Here is a 2,639-nt window from a genome sequence, read left to right on the forward strand (position 1 = left end):
CCCCTCCCCCGCCGCCGCCCACGCGAGCCCGTGGCAGCACATCGCGGCGACCAGGATCTCGTCGACCTCGCTCGCGGCCTCTATCCCCCGGCACAGCGACGCGACGCCCGCCGCCCGGTCCCCCGCGAGCCACCGCACCAGGCCCTGCGCCATCAGCGTGGACCCGTAGATCTGCCGTTCCCCGCTGCCCTCCAGCAGTTCGAGCCCCTGCGCGCACAGCCGGAGCGCGCCCTCCGTGTCCCCGAGGACGGCCCGCAGCAGCGCCGCCTCGTACCCGAGGACCACAAGCCCCAGCAGGTTGTCGCACTCCGCCATCCGCTCCCGCACCGCCGCGAGAGCGTCGAGCCCGGCCGCGTCACCGCACAGCGCCGCGAGCCCGTGCGCGTACGCCTCCGCGAACTGCTCGACCTGCTCGTCGCCCGCCCGCGCCGCGGACTCCCGGGCCAGCGCCATCCGCTCGACGGCCGTCGCGAGATCCGCCGTCCACACGCCGATGACACCGGTCCCCAGCAGCCCCCACGCCCGCGCCGAGCAGTCCTCGGGCACCCGCTCCAGGCCCTTCTCGAACCAGTACCCGCCCTCGGACAGCGTCCCGGAGGCCCGCCAGTGCGGCCACAGCCGCGCCGCGAGGCGCAGCCCCTCCCGCGCCCGCCCCTCGGTCTCGTACGCGTACTCCAGCGCGGCCCGCAGGTCGGCGATCTCCGCGCGCACCGACCGGTGCAGCGCCGGCTGCTCGGCGCCGAGGAACCCGTCCTCGAAGCGGCGCCCCAGATCCCGGTAGTACGCGAAGTGCCGCGCCCGCAGCGCGGCACTCCCGTCGCCCTCGGCGGCGGCGAGCCGCTCGCTCCCGTACTCCCGGAGCGTGTCGAGCAGCCGGTAGCGGTTGCCCGACTCCCCGAGCCGCTGCACCACGGACTTGTCGACGAGCCCGATGAGCTGCTCCAGGACCTCCCCGACGGGCAACTCCTCGCCGCCGCAGACCTGTTCGGCCGCGGCCAGCTCGAAGGAGCCCGCGAACACGGAGAGCCGCGCCCACAGCAACTGCTCGGCGGGCGTGCACAGTTCGTGCGACCAGTCGATCGCCGTACGCAGCGTCTGGTGCCGCGACAGCGCGGTCCGCCGCCCTCCGGTGAGCACCTGGAACCGGTCGTCGAGCCGCGCCACCAGCTCCTCGACGGACACCGCGCGCAGCCGCACCGCGGCGAGTTCGAGCGCGAGCGGGATGCAGTCGAGGCGGTGGACCAGCGCGCGGAGCCGCTCGCGGTTCTCCTCGCGCGCCGCGAAGCCGGGCACCACGGCGGCGGCCCGCTGCGCGAACAGCTCCACGGCGTCGTCCGGCGCGAGCGGCGAGACGGGACAGCAGTGCTCGCCCGGCACGTCCAGCGGCTGCCGGCTGGTCGCCAGCACGCACACGTCCGCGGCCTCGCGCAGCAGGATGTCGGAGAGCATCGCGCACGCGTCGACGAGGTGCTCGCAGGTGTCCAGCACGATGAGCAGCCGCCGGCCCTGCAGATGCGCGACGACCGCGTCGAGCGGCGCCATCCCGGACTGCTCCGGCAGTTCGAGGACCGCGGCGAGCGTGGCCGGGATCAGCTCCGGGTCCCTGAGGGCGGACAGCTCGGCCAGCCACACCCCGTCGGGGAAGCGCTCGCCGAGTCCGGCCGCGGCCCGCAGCGCGGTGCGGCTCTTGCCGACGCCGCCCGGTCCGACGAGCGTGACGAGCCGCGCGTACGCGAACGCCGCCTGCACCTGCGCCAGTTCGTCCACACGGCCGACGAACGAGGTCAATTCGGCGGGCAGTTGCCCGCCCCGTCGCTGCCCGAAGCCGAAACCCATCGCGATACCGCCCCCGTCACGTCGTTCCGCAAGGCTCACCCCGCCGAGAATCTCACCTCAGCGTACGCAGAACGACGCGGAGCGTGAACGGAATCACCGCATCCGCGTCAGGCGGCGAGACGTTCCGCCGTGTCCACGGCCTCGGCGAGGCTGTCGACGACCGGCACCCCGGCGGCCTCCAGACTCACCCGGCTGTGCGACCCGCCGGTGTAGAGCACGGCGCGCGCGCCGACGTGCGCGGCGGCGCGCGCGTCGTCGACGGCGTCCCCGATCACGACGACGCGTTCGGCCGCGACGCCCTGGAGTTCGGCGAGGTGGCGCACCATCCGCTCGGCCTTGCCCGCGTGCGAGTCGTCGGTGCGGCCGTCGATGCGTACGAAGTGTTCCTGGATGCCGTGCCGGCGCACGATCGGCACGAGGTGCTCGTGCGGGGCCAGCGACAGGAGCGACTGCGTACGTCCCCCGGCCCGCCGCTCGGCCAGCAGCTCGGCGGCCCCTTCGGCCAGGCCGCAGGCGTCCACGCGCGCCCAGTAGTGCTTGTGGAAGGCGGTGTCCATGACCCGCCACTCGGCGTCGGTGGGCAGCCGCCCCATGAGCCGCTCGTAGAACAACGGGACCGGTACGCAGTACAGGTCCCGGTACCGCTCCAGCGTGATCGGTTCCATGCCGATCTCCGCGAAGGACGCGTTCGTGGCCTCGATCACCGCATGTATGTCATGCAGGAGCGTCCCGTTCCAGTCCCACACGATATGCGCCCCGCGCATCAACTTCCCCATACCGAAAACCTACCCTCCCCCACGCAC

2 protein-coding genes are annotated in these 2,639 nt (G+C 73.9%); both read right to left on the reverse strand.

Annotation, left to right across the window (positions count from 1 at the left end):
• The coding region (locus tag AOK22_RS38835; RefSeq protein ID WP_055703323.1) for an ATP-binding protein at nucleotides 1-1,836 on the reverse strand (1,836 nt) is incomplete at its 3' end.
• 107 nt (nucleotides 1,837-1,943) lie between these two features.
• Nucleotides 1,944-2,612: an HAD family hydrolase gene (locus tag AOK22_RS38840; RefSeq protein ID WP_055703324.1), complete on the reverse strand. Its 669-nt coding sequence runs from the start codon at nucleotides 2,610-2,612 to the stop codon at nucleotides 1,944-1,946.
• Nucleotides 2,613-2,639 lie beyond the last annotated feature (27 nt).

It is taken from the genome of Streptomyces silaceus (assembly GCF_001419745.1).
Lineage (GTDB): Bacteria > Actinomycetota > Actinomycetes > Streptomycetales > Streptomycetaceae > Streptomyces > Streptomyces silaceus.

Bases quoted from the DNA above. Each gene is read 5' to 3' on its own strand.
- AOK22_RS38840 (WP_055703324.1), bottom strand. From the start codon at position 2,612: ATGGGGAAGTTGATGCGCGGGGCGCATATCGTGTGGGACTGGAACGGG.